This is a genomic window from Pantoea sp. JZ2 (genome assembly GCF_035191405.1).
GTDB classification, from domain to species: Bacteria; Pseudomonadota; Gammaproteobacteria; order Enterobacterales; family Enterobacteriaceae; genus Pantoea; species Pantoea stewartii.
The window spans coordinates 3,543,417-3,564,764 of the sequence record NZ_CP045247.1; the positions used below are offsets into that span (position 1 = coordinate 3,543,417).

Annotated in this window: 35 protein-coding genes and 1 tRNA gene; 14 read left to right on the forward strand and 22 right to left on the reverse strand. The window is 47.4% G+C overall.

Going from position 1 to position 21,348, the window contains the following annotated elements; genetic code table 11:
* Positions 1-4: 4 nt before the first annotated feature.
* From GC087_RS17090 to GC087_RS17140, 11 genes are all read right to left on the reverse strand, one after another.
* Positions 5-490: a phage terminase small subunit, hendrixvirinae-type gene (locus GC087_RS17090; RefSeq protein ID WP_082999236.1), complete on the reverse strand. Its 486-nt coding sequence runs from the start codon at positions 488-490 to the stop codon at positions 5-7.
* Positions 491-641: 151 nt separating this feature from the next.
* Entirely contained in the window at positions 642-842 is a 201-nt protein-coding gene (locus GC087_RS17095; RefSeq protein ID WP_324028807.1) for a hypothetical protein, read from the reverse strand.
* Positions 842-1,183, reverse strand: coding sequence for an HNH endonuclease signature motif containing protein (locus GC087_RS17100; protein ID WP_324028809.1), 342 nt, complete (start codon positions 1,181-1,183; stop codon positions 842-844). Before GC087_RS17100 ends, GC087_RS17095 begins: the two co-directional genes overlap by 1 nt.
* A complete protein-coding gene (locus GC087_RS17105) occupies positions 1,180-1,770 on the reverse strand; it encodes a hypothetical protein (protein ID WP_324030652.1) in 591 nt (196 codons plus the stop codon). Before GC087_RS17105 ends, GC087_RS17100 begins: the two co-directional genes overlap by 4 nt.
* On the reverse strand, positions 1,752-3,209 hold the full coding sequence (locus GC087_RS17110; RefSeq protein WP_324028810.1) for a glycosyltransferase family 2 protein: 1,458 nt from the start codon (positions 3,207-3,209) through the stop codon (positions 1,752-1,754). The genes GC087_RS17105 and GC087_RS17110 overlap by 19 nt, the downstream gene beginning before the upstream one ends.
* A gap of 385 nt (positions 3,210-3,594) precedes the next feature.
* A complete protein-coding gene (locus tag GC087_RS17115) occupies positions 3,595-3,831 on the reverse strand; it encodes a DUF4282 domain-containing protein (protein ID WP_205957428.1) in 237 nt (78 codons plus the stop codon).
* 313 nt (positions 3,832-4,144) lie between these two features.
* On the reverse strand, positions 4,145-4,384 hold the full coding sequence (locus GC087_RS17120) for a hypothetical protein (protein ID WP_324028812.1): 240 nt from the start codon (positions 4,382-4,384) through the stop codon (positions 4,145-4,147).
* Positions 4,385-4,510: 126 nt separating this feature from the next.
* Positions 4,511-4,963 (reverse strand): Rz lytic protein, encoded by a 453-nt coding sequence (locus GC087_RS17125; RefSeq protein WP_324028814.1) that lies wholly within the window; start codon positions 4,961-4,963, stop codon positions 4,511-4,513.
* Positions 4,960-5,385 carry a lysozyme gene (locus GC087_RS17130; protein ID WP_324028816.1) on the reverse strand — a complete coding sequence of 142 codons (426 nt, stop codon included), beginning with the start codon at positions 5,383-5,385 and terminating at the stop codon, positions 4,960-4,962. The genes GC087_RS17125 and GC087_RS17130 overlap by 4 nt, the downstream gene beginning before the upstream one ends.
* Positions 5,369-5,722: a phage holin, lambda family gene (locus tag GC087_RS17135; protein ID WP_205956718.1), complete on the reverse strand. Its 354-nt coding sequence runs from the start codon at positions 5,720-5,722 to the stop codon at positions 5,369-5,371. Before GC087_RS17135 ends, GC087_RS17130 begins: the two co-directional genes overlap by 17 nt.
* Before the next feature lie 170 nt (positions 5,723-5,892).
* The gene (locus GC087_RS17140; RefSeq protein WP_324028819.1) at positions 5,893-6,135 is read right to left on the reverse strand and encodes a hypothetical protein; all 243 of its coding nucleotides are present in this window, start codon (positions 6,133-6,135) and stop codon (positions 5,893-5,895) included.
* Positions 6,136-7,193: 1,058 nt separating this feature from the next.
* On the opposite strand from GC087_RS17140, the gene GC087_RS17145 reads away from it, so the two are divergent.
* A complete protein-coding gene (locus GC087_RS17145) occupies positions 7,194-7,739 on the forward strand; it encodes a super-infection exclusion protein B (RefSeq protein WP_324028821.1) in 546 nt (181 codons plus the stop codon).
* Positions 7,740-7,882: 143 nt separating this feature from the next.
* On the opposite strand, the gene GC087_RS17150 is transcribed toward GC087_RS17145, so the two are convergent.
* The 5 genes from GC087_RS17150 to GC087_RS17170 are packed head-to-tail and all read right to left on the reverse strand — an operon-like array spanning position 7,883 to position 11,584.
* On the reverse strand, positions 7,883-8,299 hold the full coding sequence (locus GC087_RS17150; RefSeq protein WP_324028823.1) for an antiterminator Q family protein: 417 nt from the start codon (positions 8,297-8,299) through the stop codon (positions 7,883-7,885).
* Positions 8,296-9,669 carry a replicative DNA helicase gene (locus tag GC087_RS17155; RefSeq protein ID WP_324028825.1) on the reverse strand — a complete coding sequence of 458 codons (1,374 nt, stop codon included), beginning with the start codon at positions 9,667-9,669 and terminating at the stop codon, positions 8,296-8,298. Before GC087_RS17155 ends, GC087_RS17150 begins: the two co-directional genes overlap by 4 nt.
* Positions 9,666-10,538, reverse strand: a complete 873-nt coding sequence (locus tag GC087_RS17160; RefSeq protein WP_324028827.1) for an ATP-binding protein — start codon at positions 10,536-10,538, stop codon at positions 9,666-9,668. The genes GC087_RS17155 and GC087_RS17160 overlap by 4 nt, the downstream gene beginning before the upstream one ends.
* Entirely contained in the window at positions 10,535-11,344 is an 810-nt protein-coding gene (locus GC087_RS17165; protein WP_324028829.1) for a helix-turn-helix domain-containing protein, read from the reverse strand. The genes GC087_RS17160 and GC087_RS17165 overlap by 4 nt, the downstream gene beginning before the upstream one ends.
* Positions 11,345-11,365: 21 nt before the next feature.
* Complete coding sequence (locus GC087_RS17170; protein WP_324028831.1) at positions 11,366-11,584, reverse strand: transcriptional regulator; 219 nt, start codon at positions 11,582-11,584, stop codon at positions 11,366-11,368.
* A gap of 108 nt (positions 11,585-11,692) precedes the next feature.
* Between GC087_RS17170 and GC087_RS17175 the strand changes: the two genes are divergently transcribed.
* The 11 genes from GC087_RS17175 (at position 11,693) to GC087_RS17225 (ending at position 16,239) form a co-directional block, all read left to right on the forward strand.
* Complete coding sequence (locus GC087_RS17175; protein WP_416383421.1) at positions 11,693-12,430, forward strand: XRE family transcriptional regulator; 738 nt, start codon at positions 11,693-11,695, stop codon at positions 12,428-12,430.
* Between the two features lie 215 nt (positions 12,431-12,645).
* Positions 12,646-12,969, forward strand: a complete 324-nt coding sequence (locus GC087_RS17180; protein ID WP_324028832.1) for a hypothetical protein — start codon at positions 12,646-12,648, stop codon at positions 12,967-12,969.
* Positions 12,970-13,036: 67 nt separating this feature from the next.
* Positions 13,037-13,252 (forward strand): hypothetical protein, encoded by a 216-nt coding sequence (locus GC087_RS17185; protein ID WP_324028834.1) that lies wholly within the window; start codon positions 13,037-13,039, stop codon positions 13,250-13,252.
* On the forward strand, positions 13,249-13,452 hold the full coding sequence (locus tag GC087_RS17190) for a hypothetical protein (RefSeq protein WP_324028836.1): 204 nt from the start codon (positions 13,249-13,251) through the stop codon (positions 13,450-13,452). Before GC087_RS17185 ends, GC087_RS17190 begins: the two co-directional genes overlap by 4 nt.
* Positions 13,449-13,787, forward strand: coding sequence for a hypothetical protein (locus GC087_RS17195; RefSeq protein ID WP_324028838.1), 339 nt, complete (start codon positions 13,449-13,451; stop codon positions 13,785-13,787). The genes GC087_RS17190 and GC087_RS17195 overlap by 4 nt, the downstream gene beginning before the upstream one ends.
* Positions 13,784-14,023 carry a ParE family toxin-like protein gene (locus GC087_RS17200; RefSeq protein ID WP_324028840.1) on the forward strand — a complete coding sequence of 80 codons (240 nt, stop codon included), beginning with the start codon at positions 13,784-13,786 and terminating at the stop codon, positions 14,021-14,023. The genes GC087_RS17195 and GC087_RS17200 overlap by 4 nt, the downstream gene beginning before the upstream one ends.
* Positions 14,001-14,513 (forward strand): hypothetical protein, encoded by a 513-nt coding sequence (locus tag GC087_RS17205; protein ID WP_324028842.1) that lies wholly within the window; start codon positions 14,001-14,003, stop codon positions 14,511-14,513. The genes GC087_RS17200 and GC087_RS17205 overlap by 23 nt, the downstream gene beginning before the upstream one ends.
* Positions 14,514-14,579: 66 nt before the next feature.
* Positions 14,580-14,819 (forward strand): hypothetical protein, encoded by a 240-nt coding sequence (locus GC087_RS17210; protein ID WP_324028844.1) that lies wholly within the window; start codon positions 14,580-14,582, stop codon positions 14,817-14,819.
* A complete protein-coding gene (locus GC087_RS17215; protein WP_324028846.1) occupies positions 14,812-15,657 on the forward strand; it encodes an ORF6N domain-containing protein in 846 nt (281 codons plus the stop codon). Before GC087_RS17210 ends, GC087_RS17215 begins: the two co-directional genes overlap by 8 nt.
* Before the next feature lie 2 nt (positions 15,658-15,659).
* On the forward strand, positions 15,660-16,004 hold the full coding sequence (locus GC087_RS17220; RefSeq protein ID WP_324030656.1) for a hypothetical protein: 345 nt from the start codon (positions 15,660-15,662) through the stop codon (positions 16,002-16,004).
* A complete protein-coding gene (locus GC087_RS17225; protein WP_324028847.1) occupies positions 15,997-16,239 on the forward strand; it encodes a hypothetical protein in 243 nt (80 codons plus the stop codon). Before GC087_RS17220 ends, GC087_RS17225 begins: the two co-directional genes overlap by 8 nt.
* A gap of 37 nt (positions 16,240-16,276) precedes the next feature.
* Here GC087_RS17225 and GC087_RS17230 read toward each other — a convergent pair whose 3' ends face one another.
* The 6 genes from GC087_RS17230 to GC087_RS17255 all read right to left on the reverse strand — a co-directional run bounded on the left by GC087_RS17230 (position 16,277) and on the right by GC087_RS17255 (position 20,074).
* Complete coding sequence (locus GC087_RS17230) at positions 16,277-16,498, reverse strand: hypothetical protein (protein ID WP_324028849.1); 222 nt, start codon at positions 16,496-16,498, stop codon at positions 16,277-16,279.
* A gap of 101 nt (positions 16,499-16,599) precedes the next feature.
* Entirely contained in the window at positions 16,600-16,797 is a 198-nt protein-coding gene (locus GC087_RS17235; RefSeq protein WP_022622636.1) for a helix-turn-helix transcriptional regulator, read from the reverse strand.
* A 196-nt stretch (positions 16,798-16,993) separates the two neighbouring features.
* Positions 16,994-17,875, reverse strand: coding sequence for a DUF6387 family protein (locus GC087_RS17240; protein WP_324028851.1), 882 nt, complete (start codon positions 17,873-17,875; stop codon positions 16,994-16,996).
* Between the two features lie 143 nt (positions 17,876-18,018).
* Complete coding sequence (locus tag GC087_RS17245) at positions 18,019-19,233, reverse strand: tyrosine-type recombinase/integrase (protein ID WP_324030658.1); 1,215 nt, start codon at positions 19,231-19,233, stop codon at positions 18,019-18,021.
* Between the two features lie 166 nt (positions 19,234-19,399).
* A tRNA-Arg gene (locus tag GC087_RS17250) sits at positions 19,400-19,476 on the reverse strand.
* A 94-nt stretch (positions 19,477-19,570) separates the two neighbouring features.
* On the reverse strand, positions 19,571-20,074 hold the full coding sequence (locus tag GC087_RS17255) for a DUF1198 family protein (RefSeq protein WP_054634384.1): 504 nt from the start codon (positions 20,072-20,074) through the stop codon (positions 19,571-19,573).
* A 174-nt stretch (positions 20,075-20,248) separates the two neighbouring features.
* On the opposite strand from GC087_RS17255, the gene folD reads away from it, so the two are divergent.
* Both folD and ybcJ read left to right on the forward strand, forming a co-directional pair.
* Positions 20,249-21,115: a bifunctional methylenetetrahydrofolate dehydrogenase/methenyltetrahydrofolate cyclohydrolase FolD gene (folD, locus tag GC087_RS17260; protein ID WP_006117852.1), complete on the forward strand. Its 867-nt coding sequence runs from the start codon at positions 20,249-20,251 to the stop codon at positions 21,113-21,115.
* Positions 21,115-21,327: a ribosome-associated protein YbcJ gene (gene ybcJ / locus GC087_RS17265; protein WP_006117853.1), complete on the forward strand. Its 213-nt coding sequence runs from the start codon at positions 21,115-21,117 to the stop codon at positions 21,325-21,327. The genes folD and ybcJ overlap by 1 nt, the downstream gene beginning before the upstream one ends.
* Positions 21,328-21,348 lie beyond the last annotated feature (21 nt).

Consider the following 21,348-nt stretch of genomic DNA (forward strand, 5'->3'; position numbering starts at 1 on the left):
AATTTTATCCGTGTTGGGGAAAGGCTATCAGGTTGTCGTCCTGATCTTCATGTTCATCTCTGGTATTACGCGCATCACGATCATTCTGATTGCGCTTCTGCTGGTCACGACTCTCGCCGTTGGTGGCGTGTGAGTGAATCTGCAAATCGCGCCGCTGCGCCAGAATGGTTCGCTGCAATTCGGTGATTTGTTTGCGAAGGTCTTTTATCAACGCTTCGTTACGTGCCTCACCTCGCACGCGCTCTTCTTTGCGCAAATCTTTTCGTAAAACGGTGATATAGAGCTGATTATTTGCCAGTTCCGCAGCAGCCAGAAGGTCAGCAGGCGTCCAACTGTCCAGAGCTTTTGATCTGATATTGTCGTGCCAGAATGGTTCGGCTTTTTTCTCCAGACCCGCATGAACCGGGGGCTGGATGGTGTCCACGGTTGCGTTTTGCATGGCCCGAACTGCCGCCGCCGAACTGTCGGAGCGGGTTCTTTTTTCTGCCATATGTCAACACCCTTAAAACTGAAAAAATCGGGTTAGCGTTAAAATCAAACTTTGGCGGCGGTCATTTGGGGACTTCATCCTGAAGTTTTGACCTCCCCCCCTGCCCTGATGATATTCATTCTCATTTGTATTGATTTCAGGGTGAATGATTTCAATTGGTAATCATTTCTGGTGCGTCACACTGTAGCTCTGCACCAATCAATCCCATCGCAATGGTTGCTTCGCCATCAGGATAGGCTGACAGCACTTCACGCATGGCCTGCTCAGCTTTCTTCACTTTCGCCTGACTCTCTTCAGGCAATGAAGCAATGAGCCCTTTGAACATTAGGATTGTCTGTTGGTCTTGTGTCATTACTTACTCCAGTGAGACGCGGGGTCCAGAGGGTAGCCATTAGCATCACAACCTATCGCTATCCCGCTCTTTTCCATTCTCTGTTTGGTTGAGTCGTGATGTGCTTTGCACAGTGGTTGCCAGTTCTCTTTACTCCAGAACAGGTGCTGTGCTTTCGATATAGCCAGCGGATTGCCGGACTTGAGCGCATCTTTAAGTTTGTGGGGTTCGATGTGGTCAACAACTGTGGCCGCTGTGATTCGCCCCTGCTCTTCACACATCACACACAGCGGATACTGCTGAAGGAATCTCAGTCTCGCCTTATCCCATCGGCTTCCGTAAATGCGAGGCTCTTTACTCATGCCAGCCTCCAGGCTCTGCGGCGCTCTGTTCGAGGCTCATTGTCCGGGTGGCGCTCCACCGTGGGCAGGTCTGCATGATCCACCAGCGAATAACACGGATAGATAACGCGGCCACCATAAGCATCACCGACAGCGTAATCAGCGGCCAGCGTCCTGTCCCATCGTTCAAGTATCTGAGGAATCTTATGCTGTGGCAGGCTGTAACAGACGCCGTGAATCAGTCTGCTCATGACCAGATAATCGGCTCGAGTGCGGTCGGCATCCACCAGCATGCCCGCAATTTCATGCTGGTATTGAGGCGGTCTGCCGGTCCCAAGATAAAATGACAAAAGGTCATCAGGGAACCGACTCAGCCAGGCAGACACCTTATTAATGAAGCCATCAACCAGAACGGCGTCATCTTCCAGTATCACCACGCGACAGTCCTGCATGCTGGCCCACTCGATAGCGCGGCGGTGATTGGCATTGGCACCACCATCTTTATCATCAAGCAGGAAGTGAGCATTAAGCACGCGCTTCAGATTCATCACTGCTTCTAATCGTGAGTGATGCGCCACAATGGCAAACTTTACTTGTGCTTCCACCAGGCAAACTCCTTACCAAGGCCATCAGACTTAAACACGGTATGTATACGCGGGCCTGTCACCAGGCGGTCACGGTAACGATGAGCGACTATGCCGAAAGCGATCATGTCGCCTACTGATGCCGCTGAGTGTTCTTGGCTCCAGAAGCGCAACGATTCGATGTGGTAATACAGCCGGACAATCCCATGCGCTATTGCCATCACATCATCGCGGGTGCCACCCAGCAGGCCAGCGTTAAGCATCACATCGTTGCGATGCTCTTCAATGAATGCCTGACAGATGGCTTCGGGGTGATTCTGCTTAGCCCAGGTGTCGGCGTAAGTCTTAGGCTCAGAGCCAACGTAAATCTTGCCCTCTTCCATTCCCTGCCAGGGCTGCTGAAGCATTTCTACATCAGTACCATCGGTACACCAGACAAGGTGATATTCAGGGTGATCGCGTAAGTGATGCCAGATATGCAGCCAGCGCCGGAAGTAAACGTTCATCTTCACATCAGGCACACGGAATAACTCGGCATCTGCCGGAACAGTGTCCAGCTCATCAGCCAGGACGATGCGGCCACAATCACTTAGCGATGACGCCCACTTAGCCAGCAGGTCAGGTGAAGGTGTTATCTTTGTGCCGCGCTGTGGGTCCGGCTGGCTGGTCAGTAACGTGGTGATAACCACATTGCGCTTGTCGCGGTACTCTGCATATCCGGTGTAGCCACTGTTACGGCGCTCATTGTGAATAGTCACATTGCGCTTAACCTGTGCTTCTCGGTCTGGCTTAGGTACGGAACGCTCAACGGCCTGATGCTCATCAAGCGAGTAAATAAGTTTTTCCGAACCTACAACGTCCGCGAACGCCCATGAAGTGAGGCCGGCGTTGTGAATGCGCAACGCTAAATCTGAATGCTCGTACATGCCGCGCTGATAGATGGGGTCAAAGCCACCCACCTTTTCAATCACGCTGCGATGGTAGTAAAGCATCACGCCGCGCTGGCCCGTATAGGCAACGTGCTTATCGTCGCGGTACAACACGGCTATGTCGTTGAGCTTTTGGCCCGTGGCGAAATCCTGAAACTGATAGGCAAGATGCGGTTCCGGTGAATCGATATAAGGCTGTTCCCATCCACCAGCTAAAGGCCATGCGTCATCATCCCAAAGGAAAAGATGCTCACAGCCAGCATCCATCAGCGCCTGTAAACTGGCGTTCTTTGATGCCACTATGCCTCGTGACACGTCACGGCGAATAACCCTGACTCCAGATGGAACAGATACAGGAGTATTTGACCCGTCATCTATCACAACCACCAGCGCACCAGTAGGAAGGAACTTAAGTTGATGCTCCAGGGCACGGGATAAAACGTCATGGCGGTTGTGTGTGCTGATGGCTATACCGATATTAGATGCCCGTTCATTCACTGGCGCATAGGCAATGCCATCAATCACGACTTCCATTCAGAGTTTCCTGCTGGTCAGATAGATATAACCCCCGGCGATGGTGATACCACCAGCCGATGAATCATTGTGTTTATGCTGAAAAGTGAACTCAATGAATGCAGTTTTCAGCACAAAATAAAAAGAACATTTGAGTGAATGTGACATCAACGCAAACTAACAAACGATGGAACCGTATCTCCAAGCGCCTTTACCTCAGCAAAATCACCGCATAGGTCTGGCACTTTGATTATCCTACCTCCAGACTCTTCTTCAATGTGGAATGGAACCTGGCACTCCTTCCCATCAATCAGAACCAGCACGGTAAGCCGGCTCGATGGCCTCCCAATCTGGTGTTGCCATATTTACTCCAATAAAAAACCGCCCGTAGGCGGCTTGACTGTTGTCATTTTTTTTCTAGCGATTCAGCTATTCGACGCAGATATTCGTTATTTTTGAACGATACCATGATGCTCTCGAAAAAAACTCTCGCAAATAAAGCCATTAGTATAAGTATCAAACCTACCCCATTGACGCCTTTTGTGAAGAAAGTAATCACAGCAGCAATCGCGAGTAACACGACTGTTACAAGGTAAAGAGCAGTGATAATTTTTGGCGTAATTAACTTATCGAATCCAAACATTAAATAATCATCCTGATTAAAAGAGGAATAATCTTAATATTTGTAATATTACCTTTCAACCTTTCATCACCTCGCGCGCTCGCAAATTTGCAGAGTAGCTGATAGGCCAGCGTCGCAACGATTCACAGCGTCGCTAACCGTTATCCCTTGTCGGAGAGATTCGTAAAGATTTGCCGCTTGTGCTTGTGATACAGATACCGGCTGTTAACATGAAAGGCACAATAAGAAATTGTTTTCCGCAAGTTCGGCCCTCAAGGGGCCTTTTTTTTAAGCAACCATCATCGGGCGCACTCGTAAATACGCCCTGTGATGACTACACCAGCTTTTTAGCCAAGGCTACCACATCGTCAAATACTGCTTCAATGTCATGGCCTGCTACCTTCAGCAGTTCTTTCAGTTTCACCAGTACTGCATCAGTGTGGTCGGTTGCCAGCTGCGCTGGCTGGTCCTGCTCTACTGCCACTGCACCGTCATTTAATGGTTCAGACATTTGCGTTTTTCCTTGCTTAAGCTTGGCTAAAAGGCTTTTCAGCCAAGTGATGAGTGCTTTCATTGTTGCTTAGCCTCAAGGGTACGGATTGCGGCGCGGTCCGTGTTGCATTGCTCAATAACGCCATAGAGTTCAACGTTGAGGCCAACGCTGTTGCCGTAGGTCATATTATCGGGCGGCAAAGGTACACTAATGGGGCTTGTCAGTTCCGCTGGCAGGTTTAGACGTGGCTGGCTGATTGTCCGGTACTCCACCTGCGGCCTTTGCTGCACTCCGCAACCTGTCAGCAGCATCAGCGGGAACAGGAGCAACAGCGCACTTATCCGCTGCAAGATATTGCTTGATTTCATTCTGTAGTTTCCGGTTCTGCTGGGCTGTTACGGCGCGTTGTTCGGTGACCTGCCCCATTACTTCATTCTGGTGCTTAACGGCTGTCACAAGCTCGTTAACGCTGGTAGCTAGGCCGTCATTTTTAGAACGCAGGTCGTTAATCTGCTCGTCTTTGCTGTTTGCCAGCTTCTCAAGACGGTCATTGGTTGCTGATAACTGCGAGTTGCGGGCATTTAACCCCCAAAGGGCCACGCATATGAGCCCTATGACGATTACTGGCGCGAAGTTTTTGATGGTCTGAAGTGGATTCATGAGAGAAATACCTCACGCTCTGCGGCACGTCGTTTAACAAGCCCGTTCAGTTTCTTACCACCAGCGTTAACCCACTTTCCAAACTCATCGGCTGCACCTGCATAATTGCCAAGGTTGAGTTTTTTGAGCAGTGTTGATTTAACGAAGTTACCTGAACCAAGGTTGAACACAAATGACGCCAGGGCGTCGAACTGGTTCTGAGTCAGCTTCACCTTTACGTTGGTGTTGATGGTCAGTTCTGCTACCTGCAAATCCTCACGAAGAAATGCATCGGCCTGTTCTCCGGTAATGATATCGCCCATCTTTACGCCGTGAGTATGGCCGTAGCCGATAGTCGGTATGTTTACACTGTCACGATATGCCTCAAGTTTCAGACTTTCGAAGCGCTTGATAAGGTTGATGCCGTTATTGCTGACCTTCATTGGTGCCCCCAGTCTTTTTGTCTATCCATCCGCGCAATCTGGCGCTGATGAAATCATTTCCGACATACCCGATATAAACCGCCAGAACCTGTGCAGCGGCATCAGGGATAGTCCAGTTGAATACTGAGCCTGCAACCTGAAGGGTTGGCGCGGCGAAAAACGCCAGCGCACTACAGGAAACAGCGTCGAGAACCCGCTTGCTCCACGGGCTTTTTGCATAGGCACTGCGTAATAGTGAAAACATGCCTGCTACCCCGGCATATCCCCATTCTGTTTTATGGGCGTACAGCCACAGCAGCACTGTGGCCCAAAAGCCCGGGTCTTTTTCTGGAGGCATGCGCTTAGTTCCCGCCACCTGAATGATGGCGGCTTGTCGTTGAGGAAAAGATTGCGCATCGCCACGGCGTCAAAATATGAGTGGTTGCTGATTGGCGAGCGCAAAAACTAGAAAAGGCCGCTCAATGGCGGCCTTTATGTTTGCTTTATGTGAAAAAAGTCTTCGACTCTTTAGTTACCGTTAAGCTTTGTTGACGGTGATTCAATTAACGACTCGATGAATTTTTTTTGCTGCTGATTTAGATTGAGTTTATGGATTTTCTTGATATCGACCTGATGGCTAGACTCACCTGGCTGAATCTTAGGAGCAACTTTTTCATTGTTTCCAGCGAAAGCAATAGCAACGACAATGCTCCATACAACGACACAAAACAGAATAACCAGTATCCATGTAACTCTTCTAGAGACTTTCAAAACCACGTCCTTATCATGTGAAAGGAGTGATTAAGACAAATCCGATCATCATAAGTTCTGTTTTTTTCATAACAAAGTTCTATTACCACTCAGAAAAAATTTGCCAAACAATACATTGCATGTACAACCCTAAGAAGTGGTATCTACATAGCACCTTCATTAGAAAATTTAACCAATAAGAATTATTAGAACCATACGTGACCGAGAACAACTTAGTATTTGATGAGGGTCAATTAATAACCCCACAAAACTATATTATTATAAACAAGGATTTTCCCTGGAGTTGGCCGTTTTGGCCTCCCTCAAGCCATCCCTCCCAGGTTGCCGAGACCGTTGATGACTTGAGGGAATTTTTTTATTAAAAAATCGTGACTTGTTAACGATGTGATTCGACCAAAAGTCTTCAGTCTAAAGAAATAGCTAACTCAACCATCACTTTTCTTCCCATCAACCTAACCCGAAAAGGTTAATATTACTTTACTGGTTGAGTCCAGGAAGTAATTCATTTATGTACTTGCCCACCGTAATCCATGGTTACCGGCGGGATTTTTTAAATGAACTCTTACGGTGATAACTTCGCCAGGTACCATCTGCGGTGCTGGGTGCCTCCCGGTGAGTCAGAAAAACCAGAACCTGACCCGCAGCATTTAGTGTTTACTGGTTTTGCCCCGCCGCACAGGGGGATTCACCGCATTAGTACCAGTATAAACACGAATCAGGCTGTAATAAAAACGTCAAACGAGTAATTATCACTCGGATAATCAATATACTTACTTGATTAAAACCTGCTGAATTAATCTACGATTCCAGTGCGTAGTTAAGACAACTCTATGAAAAATATAAGCAACCTCTATATAGTCCATTTCCCGCCAGTCGCGTGCCTGTAGCTGGCGGGGATTTTTTTATCTAGTACTACTGCGATTAACTGCCTAGCATATCTACCCAGAGCGAATAAGTGCCGGGAATGTTTAGCCACGCCCGGCGCGTGCTGCCCGTCATACCCCTACAACGAGATTCTGTGTAAAATGCAATAACCCCTACATTTCAAGAGATGTAACATGCCCGAATGGTTAAGCTCATGGGTTGCCAGACTGCTAGGCAACGAACCAGTGGTGAAAATTATGTATTCCATAATTGTGTGGGTATGTTTAATCGTTTTAATACCGGACTGGATTGCTGAAAAAATTCAGCTCAGATCTGGCTTGGTTTATGCGTACCAGATTGTCGTGTTCTGTTTGGCCTTCACCCTAGTAGATATTACCCACCGAATAGGGAAATCGATTAAGAATTCGATTAATTGCTGGCGTAAAGATTTTCAGATACAAGTAGAAGAAAAAAATAAAGAAAACGCTCATAAGGCTTTTATTCAACTATTAAGTGAACTTGATAGCGATGATGATTTGCTTCTTTCAATGATGGTTGAGCAAGGAAACAACTATGTTTACCTTGTTCGCGGCGACTCACGCTCAGTTTCTCTCTGTCAAAAAGGAATATTAGTGAATCATGGATCTTCATCACTCAATCCGAGAGAAGACACCTTAATTTTAAATGAGATTTTTCAACCGGTTATTTACAAATTCTATTCTGGTTTTTTTACTGATTAGTTACATAGAATATAGCTCCCTGCCGGGAAGTAATCCTCAAAGGACGTATTACGTGCATAAAGAAACCCCGCCGAGGCGAGGTCTTGAATGTTATGTGTCAGTGCGTTGTGTCAACTCATAGCAGAATAATAGCAGTTTTGTAATTACACAACCCTTTTAAACTTCACCGGAAAAATATTTCCTTTCATGCATTCCCGGTCCATTTCCAGCTCAATATCAAGGGCGCACAAGCTCCCCTGAATAAAGCTTTCCGCCGACTGTAGGCGCACTGCAACGTGATTGTGGGAAATACCCAGCTTGGCTGCCATTGCTCTCAGAGTCATATTTTCGATGTAATGCCATTCAAGCAGCGCACAAAGATATTCATCGTGCTTACTCAGGCGGATCATAGCCTCATTGATAAACATCCCGTCATCATCACAGCAAGAAACTCGCCCCTGGCGGCTTGCAGGAAGAAGCCTTGAAAGGCCGGCAGCGATACGAGGATAGCCGATATTGCTTTCTCCGCTCGCCGCCCATGCTCCCCAACGAGATAAGACCATCTGAATGTCACGCATCATGCTGCCCCTTTCTTTGAGTATCGTTTATGGCTGAATTGCGGCTCTGCAGTCTCAGTGCTGCGGAGCTTTGCCTCTGCCTGGTCAATGTCGTGGAAATGTCCGTTGTAGAAGCGGCGGTAGACGGTACCCAGCGGGCCGTTTCGGCTTTTAGTAATGTTGATTTCTGCGATACCCGCGGCTGGTGATTCAGGGTCATAAACGTCGTCACGATAAAGCATCATGATAATGTCTGCGTCGGCCTCAATTTCACCTGAGTCTTTCAGATCAGCGTTTACCGGCCTCTTGTTCGCTCTTTGCTCCACACTGCGCGAAAGCTGGCTCAACGCCACTACAGGCGTTCGAATTGCCTTTGCCAGTGACTTTAAGCCTTTGGAAACCTCACCAACGGCCAGATCGTGACGGATAGTGCTCTGAATTTTAATCAGTCTCAGATAATCGATGGCCAATAGCGCCGTTTCTGGATGTGCCTGCTTATGCCGGGTTGCGATCTGCGCAATCTGCTCAACGGTCAGGTTATTGGCATCCACTATCCAAATTTTGCGACCAGTCATTCTTCCGATGCCGTTGGAAATTCTTGCCCAGTCTTCATCTTTGAGTTTTTCAGGATATTTCAGCGTCGAGGCAGACATGCCACCAGCAGCGGCAACATGACGTTCCGCAATCTGGATGTCGCTCATTTCCATACTGAAAAACAGCACTCCGGCACCGCCAGCTGTGATGTGATCAGTTATATCTAGAATCGTTTCGGTTTTACCCATAGATGGCCGGGCAGCCAGTAGGACCAGATCCGTCTGGTCAAATCCACCCGTAACTCTGTCCAAATCGTCGATCCCGGTCATCACTGTGCGACCTGTGCTGTCTGACGCCATGCGCTCATCAATCCTGTTGATGATGGTAGGCAGCAGTTCGTCAATGGACACGGGGCGCACAACATCAGAATCCACCTGAATTGCGCTGAAAGCGGCTTTGGCCTGTTCTATGATGCTAATCCCTGTATCGCTATTGTGTGCTGCCTCCAGGTTTCTAAGCGCATTTGACAGAACCTGCTGCGCGTCACGCAACGCCGCATTACGCAAAAGCTGCTGGGAATAGGATCTGAGTGACGACTTCGCCCAAGCCTGACGACCTGTTTCACTGATAATCACTTGGTGCTGAGGCAATTGTTCAGCAATCAAAATCGGGTCAATGACGCCCTTTCCTCTCGCCTGAGCACAGGCGGCACCATAAATCTCACGATACTGGAAAAAATTAAACGCAGAGTCAGGCACAGAGGCGATGACTTCCATCACCTCTGTATCAGCTCCACGCAAGAACATAGCGCCGAGCACCGCAGCTTCAATATCCTGATCCCGCCACAATACCTTGCTCATACGGCTGTAACTCCTTTGCGGCTGCGGTAACTCTCCCAGTCAAAAATCAATGTCGTCCCCTTACCCTCAACCATCCGGTCAGTAAGACGCTCGCCGATTGCCTGTGATATTTCGTCAGGCGTCAGGTTGCTAATCATCACTGTAGGCAGCATGCGCTCATAACGGGTGTTGAGGATTTCAAAAAGGGTGATTTTTTCCGAGTCTGAGCTGTACTGAACGCCCACCTCATCGATAATCAGCAGGTCTCTGTCTGTGTACATGGCGATAACTTCTTCCTCGCTGTACTCAGCGTTTTTATCCCAGCTACGGCGAACGGCACGGATGATTTTCAGAACAGAAGTCAGCAATACAGATGCCTGGTGCTCAGCGATAAGCGCTTTAGCCAGGCCTACCGCCAGATGGTTTTTCCCGGTTCCAGGTTTGCCACTCAGGATAAGACTTGTTCCAGCAGCATACATTTCCGGCCAGCGCCTGGCGTAGGATTTCAACATACCGAGGTTACGACTGGCTTTATCGTTCACGGCCTCATAATTTTCCAGTGTGCAGCCCTCGAAGCGCTCAGCGATGTTTGCCTTCTCCGTGAGGTGCTCAACCTGCAGAGCTTTTCGGCTGGTGTGAGTCTCTTCCAGGGTTGCTGCAATACAAGCTGGGCAGCGTGAACGCTTTTCAGCGATGCGGCCACCAAATGAATTCATCCAGATACGGTGTTGTGTGAACTCTCCATGCACATCACAGATGGTCGTCAGGGTTTCTTTCTGGTCAAAAATGCGGTCAGCGTAAGATATTTCACCCCGGGTAAATGCCTGTTCTACGTTGAGGTCATCAATTTTCAGCTTGAGGTTATAAATCTGGTTCTGTCGTGGGTTCATTCCTGATCTCCATCATACCAATCTGGTGTTTGTGTCTGCCCATAGTCGCGATGGTCAAAGCCGTGGTGATTACTCATGGCGGTATTTCGGGTTGGTTGCGGCGCTGGCACTGTCCAGCTATCAGAGAAATGGCGATCCGGGCCGAAGAACGTAGCTGCCTGCTTGACGTACTCTGTACCCGTCTTGCCAGTTGCAGCGATGAAGGCTGCATAGCGCTGAACGCCTGACTGCATGTCAGCAATGCTTACGCCTTCACGTATACGTGCCGACCATGCTTTCCAGGCAGTTTGTTTGTTGTTGCCGCCGGCACGCTTTGGATATCCTTGCCAGACAAATTCAAAATCATCTGAATACTGAGTTTTTAAAACCCTCTTCGGCTCACTGGCATTAGCCTGTGTGCCATTTAATTTAGGTTCATTGACTGATTCATTGACTGGTTCAGAAGAGTGACTGATTCTGGGTGCAGCTCCTGCACTACCCCCTAGTGCATCTCCTGCACCACCTAGTGAATTTGCTGCACTAGGTAGTGAATCTCCTGCACCATCTAAAGAGAGGAAATAAACGTTGCTGGAATTACCTTTTGGTCCAGTTCTGGACTCTTTTCTTATAAGACCCATAACGCATAAATCTTCGATATGGTTCATCACAGAACGCTTACTAATTTCACACTGATCAGCGATGTGCTGATATGAAGGCCAGCACTCGCCTTTATCACTGGCGTTATCAGCTAACTTAATGAGCACCAGCTTTCGGAGAGGATTACCCACTTTTGTTTTCATGGCTTTAACCATCAATTCCATGCTCATTCTGAAACCCTCATGAAATTTTTAATTAGTAGGCTTAGGAAACAATTTCGGCTTGTCAGGGCGCAGTTCATGCGCTGGCACACCTGTAAAATCAGCAACATCAAGGACGTAATCCACGCCAACAACACCTACTTTCTTCCAGCGTGAAACCGATGGCTGCTTCACCCCTACAGCTCGGGCCAGTGCATTAACACCACCTGCTGCCTCGATAGCTGTTTCAATGGCGGTTTTATTTTTCATGCTTATCTCCATGCTCAGATTGAAACTATAATAGCATATGCTATTGAAGCCAGCAATAGAGAGACTTATTATTTGCGTATTGAAAGGCGATAGCGGGGTCTATATATTATGGGCATGAAAAATGAAACTACGTTCGCAGACCGCTTGAATCTTGCTATGCAGGAAGCGGGACTTAGTCAGGGTGCTTTAGCTAAAGCATCAGGCTTGGCACAACCTACGATATGGAGGCTTGCTAATGGAAAGGGTAACGGATCGTCAAAAGTAATTGATATTGCGATGGCGTTGAACGTTAGCCCAGAATGGTTAGCCAGCGGTAAAGGTTCGATGAGGGTGAACCTTAAAGAACATCATGACCCTCGTTCTGATATGCCACCTGACAGTGAGTGGATGGAGACTAGGACTTGGAACTCCTCAACCGCATTAGGCAATGATGAAGTTGAAGTGCCATTTCTTAAGGATATTGAATTCGCCAGCGGGGATGGCAGCGTGTCAGAAGAAGATTATAACGGTTATAAACTGAGATTCCCAAAAGCCACTCTTCTTAGAGTTGGTGCCAGAACTGACGGCAGTGGCGTACTTTGCTTCCCGGTCAGGGGGGACAGTATGGAACCAAGAATATTTGACGGCGCAACTGTTGCAGTAAACGTAGATGACAAGAAAATCATTGATGGGAAAATTTATGCAATTAACGAAAACGGCTGGAAACGAATAAAAATGCTGTATCAGATTGGCCCAGACACCGTAAGCATACGCAGTTACAACAAGCGAGATTATCCCGACGAAACAAGGAATCTTGGCGATGTTGAAATCATAGGAAGAGTGTTCTGGACATCCGAACTGCTATGAAAAACCAATAGAATACTTAATGCCCAAGCACTAGCAAAAACCGCCTTCTGGCGGTTTTTTTGCATTTTTTATCTATAAAAATAGCGAAACAAAAAAATAAAACTGTAAAAATCAGTTACTTATTCCAAAATCAGCACAATCAATAGAATATGCTATTGAATCAATTGATAGCATATTCTATTATCAACTCATCGGCAAACAACGGAGCCAGTGAGATGACCAGCAAAAAGATTTATCAGGTAGTAGACATTCCCAACTATGAGCCTTCAACGGGTGATGCTAACGGCATTGATTACGGTTCTGTAGCTACAGATTGTGAAACTAAAACCGCTTCTATAATTGAAGCAATTGAAATTCTGTCATTCAAAATTTTAGAAGTGAATGAAACTGAAAGCCCCCAAGAATCTATAAATAACTTGGCTTGCATCATTAATGATCTTACTGGCCTTGCCATAGCAACTTCAAAAATTAGTAACACTGCAAATTATTGGGCTGGTTATCAGAGCGCAGAAAAAGAATCACCATCAAAGAAAAAATAATAAAAACAATCTTAATTCGTAGCGAATCCGCTAGGGACTCTCTCAATCTAAACCCGGAGATTTAGAAATGAAAGACGAATCAGCAAGAAAAATTAAATTACGCCTCGGTCAAATTTGCGATGCTTTCTCTGCTCTTGAATTTGCATATCGTAATTACAGTAGCGAGAAAGATGCATCGGATATCGTTTCAATTATAGGCGTTGCAACTAACTCTGGAATGTACGCCTTTGAAGTGCTTGAAAACGAAATTAACGCATTGCTGACCGAGGTGTCGGAGAAATGAAAGCCAGCGCTGTTGATATTTCAGAGGTATTAAACGCGGCATCTCGCGCCCGTCAGTTAACCGCCCTTCTTCAAACCATGTTTGAAAACGGCACGGAAGGTTGTGCGAAGGATGACGAGTTAGTCGGACTGGCTTATGACCTCAGCGGAAAGGTTTCAATTCTTCTTAGCAAGTTTGAATCGGAGTCAGAAACTAAATGACCAACATCCTTGAGCGTAACCGTAACCGTTTAATTGTCGCAAAGATGGCTGAGGTGTCGGCGCGTGGAAATATGGAGCCTGTGAAGTTGCCTGATGGCTCCATGACCACTCTCGAACTGGACGCCGAAATCCTTAAAAAGGCGCTTATCAAAACGTTCGAAAAGCCAGCGTTTGCCAGTGCGTCACTCGATGAGGCAGAGATAACGATCAGCTCTCACTACAGCCGCTGCCTGACTCGCAGTTATGAAAAGTTAACCACGATTGGCAGCCAGTTTATATCTGGTCTGCTGGAGAACCTTGTAGAGCAGGCTTTTCATCAGCGGGTAGATAAATGAGCCTGACCACCTTTAAAGCACCTGAATGGGTAATCGTTCAGGCAACGAAGAAATTAACGCAATACAGGAAGCGCCGGATATTCGCCTGTCGCATTCGCAGTACCGGCTTCCTGAGTCTGGCAGTTAATCCGCGTTGGCGTCTGCTGTCGCGGAATAGCGGCAAAGACTGGCAGTTAATGACGCATGAAACGTATACGGCGCGAAGGATAGGAAATGAACGACATCGAAAAAGCTAACGTAGCAAGATTGGTTGAGCGTCTGGAGAGTTTGGTTAAGCGCTCAAACGGTACGTTTAATCCTCCTGCGTGGATGCTGGATAAGAACCGCTATGGGGAGGGTTCTCTTTCTAAAGAAGAAATGCAGGAATGGTCTGAATGCGTATGCGGAGCTATGAGGGCGAATGTTGCCCTTCGCTATTTAATTGAATGCGCTGAAAGGTGGGGCAAGGTTAACGATATGCACATATTCAAAAGTGGCATTTATAAATTTGTCATTAATCAGAACATTCTTGAGAGCGCGTTAAAGGTTCACGTTGAGAAAACTTTTCTGGAAGAAAGCGAAGATAAATATATTTCTGTTTACCAGTTTTACGCCCGCAACGAAGCGGAGAAAGAAGCTAAGGGTTATTGCTGGTTTAGTGATTTTTTCGACGACATGTTTATTGAAATTATTAGAAAGCTAAAAGACAGCCATTCGGCAAATGAGGATAACCCTGTAATTCACTGAGGGCTGATTATGGCAAACCAGAATAACGTCAATGTGTTTTCGGCGGAGTCGCGGCACAAGGTGCCTGTGACCAAACATCAGCGGATGAAAAGCTGCATCTACTCCCCTGAGGAATTTATCGCCCTGCAGATGGTGCAGGAAATAATCAAAGACGGGCCAGCACAATATTGCGTTGACGAGGAAACCGGAAATATCTGGATATCCCCTAAACTCGCTGAGCTTTACTGCTCGGTGTGCAACGGGAAGAAACTCAAAAAGGCAATACACCAGCATGCCGCCGTTTTTCAGGAGAGCAAAAATGACTAATGAACTTACAACCCTGGCTGCTCGCGATCTGCAGGTCGTCGAGTATCGCGGGCATCGCGTAATAACCACTGAGCAAATGGCGGCTGGATACGGTGCTACCGATAAGATGATCAATAACAATTTTTCTCGCAATGAATCACGTTTCGTAGAGGGTAAGCACTTCTTCAAAGTTGATGGGCCCGACCTGCAGGAGCTAAAAAGCCTCCCCTCTTTAAGAGGGTTGGTTAGTAAATATGCAAGTCAGCTTATCCTCTGGACCGAACGCGGCGCGGCTAATCACGCCAAAATGCTCGAAACAGAACAGGCGTGGGGCTACCACGAAGACCTGGTTGATTTTTATTTCACTAAGCGATCGGCGATAGCTGCGCCGGTCAGCCGAAAAGAACTGGCCCTGATGGTAATCGATGCAGAAGATCGAGCAGAAGCTGCGGAGCTTGCCAACAAAACCCTTAATGCAACGGTTGAGAGCCTTGAAAAGCATTTCACCAAAGGAATGACTATCCCGGCCTTCTGCAAAGGGCTGAACGGCGTCAACATCAGCAAAATAATGTGGTGGGCTTTCGAGCGTGACTGGGTTTTCAACGAGCAGCGTGATCCGGAAAAAGACCCGCGCTGGCGTGTCGCTAGTTACGCCAGGGATAAATATCTGACGGAAGATCAGACGCAGGTCACTCCGCACGGCATGGAAACCTTTACTCGTTACTCCCCTGTGCTGTTGGAAAAAGGCTGTCACCGACTCTATCAACTTTACATGAAAGGCGAACTGCCAATGAAAAAGTCATGGAATGGTGAGTACAGCCACGATAAAGCCACTTACACGCCGGAGGCGACCAAATGAAAGTGTTGACTAAAAACTACCGACTCAATGCCCTGGCTAACAGCTATGCCACTGCACTCTATCATCACGTCAAAGCGCAGAACGGCGGGGATCACTTCTATACCATGGCTCACGACGAGCCTTTGAGAGTGGATATCATCGGAGGCATTGTTGGCATGCGTCAGCTTATTGACAGCTATTTCCTTGAGGCGCTCAAAGTTAACTATCGGGGTTGGGAAGCTATCGGCCTGGCAACGCTTGGCAAGTGTTTAAGTGACGAGGGATCTTTAACCCCGAAAGGGATTTCATTTTGGGAAAGCATGGTTTCGGACATGGGCGCGACTGTGGAGGGCAACGAGAATGCGTGATATCGATAAAGCTGAAACTCAGGAGGCACTGACTAACACCGGCGTAAAAGTCGATGATGGCCGCGACTACTCACAGCGCATTGTGTGGCAAATGAATCAGAAGCGACACATGCGAAACGGCGTGGTGGCTCCAAAACCAGATGCACCTCAAGTTGTGCCGGCAACCATACAGAAGAAAAGAAAGCCGCGTAAATGCGGCTATAAAGTTGTTCAGCAGGCAATAGGTGCTGTATAAACTGGTGAGTTATAATTCTACTGGCATTTTAAAAGTTTCAACATTCATCCTTAAATGTCAGTAGATTATTCAACTGTGTTTTCGCTTCGTGGATGAGCGTCTGTACTGCTGACACTCGGCAGCTTTCATCTTCATTATGATTGCTCAATCCATCCAACCAGATGCACAAAATAGCATCAGCCTGTTTAACATATGCTAGTGCATTTTCAACTTCTGGGGTAAATCCATAGCTATCTGAGCAGGGAATATTCGATTTCACTTTTATGCTCTCTATCAATATTGATTGATACGATTGGTACACATTGATCATTATTCACCAATCAATACGCAAACAAACGCAAGTTCTTTATTGAGTAAAATCTAAGCGCTGCTCACGCGAGATTCGGCAATGCGCTGATCGATCCATTCATCGATTTCACTTTCAACAAAGGCGATTGCTCGGCTGCCAATCTTTACAGATTGAGGAAAGCGCTGTTCTTTTAATAGCCGGTAAATCCATGCCTTGCTATAACCAGTACGTCGCTGAACTTCTGGAAGGCGGATAAATGATTGAGACATGTTTACTCCTATATACTGCCATATTCTTAAATAGACATCTGTAGACAGGAACAGAGTTTAGATAAATAAATTGCGGGCAATAGAGGATAACATAAGTAAGTTTTCTAGAATTTTTTACCGCTTCGAAAATCTTGGGGGAATTCCCAAAGCGGAAATCTATAAAATTGGGATAAGTAATTTCGTAGACTTTTAGTTACTACAGAACTCTACCCATCAAGTCAGTGATTCTGGTGGTTTCCATCTCTCTGTCCTTGTTGATGTATAGTCGTAGTAATCGAGTGTATTGTTCGGACATAGCTTCTATAGCAAAAGGTCTTATAGACTCTTTGATAGCTTGGGTATCTTTCGGATCATCACTGAATACCAATGCTGAAATCATTGGATTGGATACTTCTTTTCCAAACCTACTCCCCCAAATAATCAAGTCGAGAATAGGTATTACTCTATTAGATATCAGCTTTTGAAGTGTTTTTAGCCCAATCTTTTTTTGAGCTAAATGTTCACGTTCTGGAAGTGATAGTTGATGCCGCCATAAGGGCAAAAGCCGTCTTAAGCTGGCGAGAATCTCCTCATCAGTAGCGTCATCCAGGTTAATCGAAGCTAAGACGCTTCCACTAAAGCAATCATCTAAATTTCCTGCGACGCTTGCCAGCATTGCGTCAGTTCTAAGATAAGTATTGTCTTCGTCATTCTTGATAAACCCTTGTTTTTCTGCTGCATAGGAGTACATAGAAAGCTCCGAAAAGGAAATTGGGCTCACTCCCTCGCTAGAATCAATCTGTGGTAAACATCCGTAATCATTTAATAAGGAAGGTGACTCACTATTTACCTTGTTCACAAAATCATCTATTTCCTTTTCATCTTTATTAAGCGTAGTAAGATTTGGATCACCATTGAATATTCTATTATATTTTATGTCGTACTCTTCTTGGAAAATCAATGAGTCATCACTGACATTACGATATAAGAAATCACGCCACTCTAACTCTTCAACAAAATTGAGAAGGGTTATCTCATTAATAAATTCGTAACTGTCTATGTCGAACCATGCTAAATCTTTTTTTGTTGCTCTAATCATACGCCACCTCACGCCCTCTTGATTTGGCGGCTATGCCAGCCCGTAGAGGAGTACGGATTTTTAGGGATCAGCCTAGATATAGGCTATTCTTTGTTCTTTTGTTGAAGTCTACTACCTTCACCTAATACTGTCTATTCATCCAGTTAAGAACGTTTTCCAATGAAATCACGAACTAAATTCTCACCTTTCTCCAACGCATCAATGTAGTCGGCATACCACTGAAGCATTTCCTTGCGACCATCCAGATACTGAGCATGGTTATAGGTGCCGCGAATTGAGTTTTTATCAGCGTGAGCCAATTGTGCTTCAATCCAAGCAGTGTTAAAACCCTGCTCATGAAGAATGGTACTCATAGTGTGGCGGAAGCCATGGCCCGTCGCTTTGCCATCATAACCAATCCTTTTTATGACCTGATTGATACTGGCCTCGCTCATTGTCTTACCAGCATCATTTCTGCCCGGAAAAACAAAGCGCCCGCGACCGGTGATTTGCTGGATTTCTTTAAACAAGTCTTGAGCCTGAGTGGAAAGTGGAACAACGTGTGGGCGACGCATTTTCATTCTTATTCCGGGGATCTGCCAGACACCTTTCTCTAAATCAATCTCATCCCATTCAGCAGCACGAAGCTCAATGGTGCGCGTCCCTGACAGCATCAATAGCTTGGTGGCATTTCTCGTGACAGTACTGCCGGGATAATTGTTGAGAGCACGGAGAAAACCGCCAATCTGATCCGAGAGAAGGTGGGGGAAGTGTTTTTGCTTTGGTGATTTGAGCGCACCAGCCAGGTCTACAACTGGGTTATGCTCTGCTCTGCCCGTTATCACAGCGTATGTGAATATCTGGCGGCAAGCCTGTCGGGTCTTTTTCAGCTTATCAAGGACGCCCCGCTGCTCCATCTTTTTAAGCACGGCCAGCATTTCGGCTGGCTTAATCTCAGCTACAGCTCTTTTTCCAATATAAGGGAAGACATCCTTCCTGAGGTATTCGTAGATGTCATCGGCGTACCCTTTGGACCAACCAGGACGCTTATGCTCATGCCATTCGATAGCGAGAGCCTCAAAGTTGTTATTGACGGCCTCGATTCTCGCCTGCTTCTCAGCCTGCTTGACCTCTCCCGGATCTCCTCCAGAGGCCAGAATCTTTTTCGCCTCATCCCTTTTCATTCGGGCTTCAGCCAGAGACACGTCCGGATAAACTCCGATAGCCAGCAGCTTTTCTTTGCCAGCTACACGATATTTCATACGCCAGTAACGCGCACCGTTAGTGTTCACCAGGAGGTAGAGGCCACCGCCATCTGAAAGCTTATATGCCTTCTCTCTAGGCTTAGAAGTGTCCACTGTACGGGCGTTTAGTTTCAATTTGGGGGTATCTCTTTTCATTGAACGGCAAGTTACCCCCAAATGTACCCCCACAGGAGCGTAGATTTCAAGAGATAGCTGTAGACGTTGAGATAACCGGATTATTGGAAAATGGCTTGAGTGCTGGGATTTTATGGACTTCGGTAGACGTTAAAAGAAGAGAAAGTGGCGCGCCCTACAGGATTCGAACCTGTGACCTACGGCTTAGAAGGCCGGTGCTCTATCCAGCTGAGCTAAGGGCGCGGAGAGGTTGGGTCGAATTATACGGTTGAACGCTGTTACGTCAACGTTTTTGCCGCGCCGACGCGGTGAGTGCCCAGGTAATGACCAATTTTCGCTAATGTTTGTCTCGCCAGGCGCTCAGCGACACCAGGTTACTCACCTCGGCAGTTTCACCTTCCAGCTCAACGCCTTGCTGAGTCACGCGCGTATTATATTGCTCGCGTAGCGCATTGAGCTCATGACTATCCGGTTCCAGCTGGCGCAAAAAGCCCAACGCCAGCAACAACTGCTGGCGGGAAATCGTCGCGGTAAAGCCTGCCCGGCTGAGTGCGCCGTGCCAGCGCCAGAGATTTTCATCGCTGCCATCGACAATCATCACCTGCCAGATTACCAGCACTGCCGCACCATTATTCAGATGTGCTTCATTATCACCGCTGATGTAGTCGGTAAACTCTTTTGCCGCCTCCTTTCCCATCAGGGAAAGCATGGATTCGATGTGAACCGGCGGGAGTTGTAGACGCTTACTGAGCGCCTGCGCGGCATGGCGTGAACCGGCGGTCAGCAGCTGGAAGCCTATAACAAACACGACAACTAAAGTGGCGATTATTAACCAAATCATTACGTCTTCCCTTCATTTCTCTGTCTGGCATCATAAGCGTTAACCCATACTTTCGTCACGGCGAAATGTCGGTAACCACACTGTGGTCAGAATCTCTACCTGACAGCCGGACGTGCTTCTGACAAAATAGGCGCCATTCCCGATTCAAACTCAACACAGTGGATTTACGCTCTGATGGCAGCAAAAATTATTGACGGTAAAACGATTGCGCAGCAGGTACGGCTTGAGGTTGCAGAAAAAGTGAAACAACGCCTGGCCGCCGGTAAACGTGCACCGGGTCTGGCCGTAGTTTTGGTAGGTGAGAACCCTGCCTCACAGATTTATGTCGGCAGCAAACGCCGCGCCTGTGAAGAAGTCGGCTTTATCTCCCGCTCTTACGATCTGCCCGACACCACCAGTGAAGCGGAATTGCTGCAGCTGATTGATACTCTGAACAGCGACAACACGATCGATGGCATTCTGGTGCAACTGCCTTTGCCAGCCGGCATTGATAACGTCAAAGTGCTTGAGCGCATCACGCCCGATAAAGATGTTGATGGTTTCCATCCCTATAACGTTGGTCGCCTGTGCCAGCGTGCGCCAAAACTGCGCCCGTGCACCCCGCGCGGCATTGTGACACTGCTGGAGCGCTACAACATTGATGCTTACGGGCTCAATGCGGTGGTTGTCGGTGCATCAAACATTGTGGGCCGTCCCATGAGCATGGAACTGCTGTTAGCCGGCTGCACAACCACCGTCACGCACCGTTTTACCCGCGATCTGCGCCACCATGTTGAACACGCCGATCTGCTGATTGTCGCGGTCGGTAAACCCCATTTTATTCCGGGCGACTGGATTAAACCGGGCGCAATCGTCATCGATGTCGGTATTAACCGTCTTGAAAGCGGCAAAGTGGTCGGGGATGTGGATTATGAGGCTGCCTTTGAACGTGCTTCTTATATCACCCCGGTTCCGGGTGGCGTAGGGCCAATGACCGTGGCGACACTTATTCAAAATACCTTGCAGGCATGCGAAGCGTTTCATGATGGGGAGCAGGCATAATGGCTACGTTTTCTTTGGGCAAATTTCCCCACGTTGATCTCTGCGATCTGCTGAAACTTGAAGGCTGGGTAGAAAGCGGTGCACAGGCTAAAGTGGCGATCGGTGACGGCGAGGTGCGGGTCGACGGCGAAGTCGAAACCCGTAAGCGCTGCAAAATCTTTCAGGGGCAAACGGTCGAGTTTGCCGGGCAGCGCGTTACCGTTGTTGCCTGATCCGCTGGTGCCCCAGGTGGG